The following is a 1,281-nucleotide window of genomic DNA, read 5'->3' as shown; positions in this document are numbered from 1 at the left end:
TAGCTTGCAGTGGGGGGGAGATTGTCCAAATTGGAATAATTTGAATTTTTCAGCTTACTGAAGGATTTTGCTTTACCAATAAGCCTTAAATTGACTACTTTGATATTTGTTGTATTGATTGATATGAGGCGGTCAGTTCGGATAGAAGTGGCTATTAATGGTTCAATTAACTGAAAGGGATTTTATGAACGTATCATGGGTAAAGAAGTTTTTTACGACTAAAGAGTATAGAGTTAAGTATTTTGTTTGCAGTGAAAGGGCAGCTTGGAGAGGTTGTAGTGGCTTTGATAGCATTCAAAGTGCATTGTTTGAGGATAAAGGTGCAGATACCATGTTAAATGGTTATACGTCCCATATTGGTAAGCAGCGTGATAAATATGGTGTTCCATATTTTTGCGCCGTATGGCTTGAGAGTGATGAACCGTCAGATGAAGCGCTTATTGTTAATAGTAATGAGGTAGCTTTTGTATCTAAATCCAGGCTAGCCCATTTCGACAAAACTAATGTCAATAACTGGAATAGTAAAAGCACTCTAGAAAAAGCAGAGCTAATGATGGAGGCTTCTAAGGTCAAAGCGTCTTTAGAATCAATATTTTCAGCTGCCGAATTTAAAGTCCCTTTTTCCAAAGAAGCTTTTGGCGCATTATGTGAGGACGTAGAGGTTCCATGTCAACCTAGCGATATTATTGATGATTTAACCCAATTTTTGGAAATAGGAAAGTCTACAGAAACACTATCACTGGTTAAAAGTCGTGTTGGTCAAGGGCGGTTTAGAAAAGATCTGATCGAGTATTGGGAGCAATGCGCTGTAACAAACTGTAAGACATTACCCTTACTAAGGGCGTCACACATAAAGCCTTGGTCTGATTCAAACGATCAAGAGCGTTTAGATGTATATAATGGTTTGTTGTTGATTCCTGGGCTGGATGTAGCTTTTGATGCTGGACTCATAACATTTTTACCGACAGGAGAAATGCAAATATCTGAAGCGCTTTCAATTGAAGCTCTTCCTTATTTAGGCATTTTTGAGGCAACGCAGAAAATTGACAGTTTGGAAGATAGGCATGCTAAATATCTTATTTATCATAGAGATCATGTGTTTGAGCATTGGTTAAAATAGGGCTTTAACTAACATTGAAATAGGGAGCTTACTTCAACTAAGCTCCCTATTAGATATCAGCAATGACTAGTCGTCATTTAGCTGATCTTGCCAATCATCTGGACGCTCATCCTCGCCACGACTCTGCCAGTAGGCATCGTTATTTGGGTTCAGTTGATTGC

1 protein-coding gene is annotated in these 1,281 nt (G+C 38.6%); it reads left to right on the top strand.

Annotated elements, in window-relative coordinates:
• Positions 1-157 precede the first annotated feature (157 nt).
• On the top strand, positions 158-1,120 hold the full coding sequence (locus tag NY07_RS19090) for an HNH endonuclease (protein ID WP_052125895.1): 963 nt from the start codon (positions 158-160) through the stop codon (positions 1,118-1,120).
• The last annotated feature ends 161 nt before the right edge of the window (positions 1,121-1,281 follow it).

The organism is Shewanella sp. ECSMB14101, assembly GCF_000773485.1.
GTDB lineage: Bacteria > Pseudomonadota > Gammaproteobacteria > Enterobacterales > Shewanellaceae > Shewanella > Shewanella marisflavi.
Note: the sequence above shows the minus strand (reverse complement) of the source record. Positions and strands in the feature narration are given on the sequence as shown.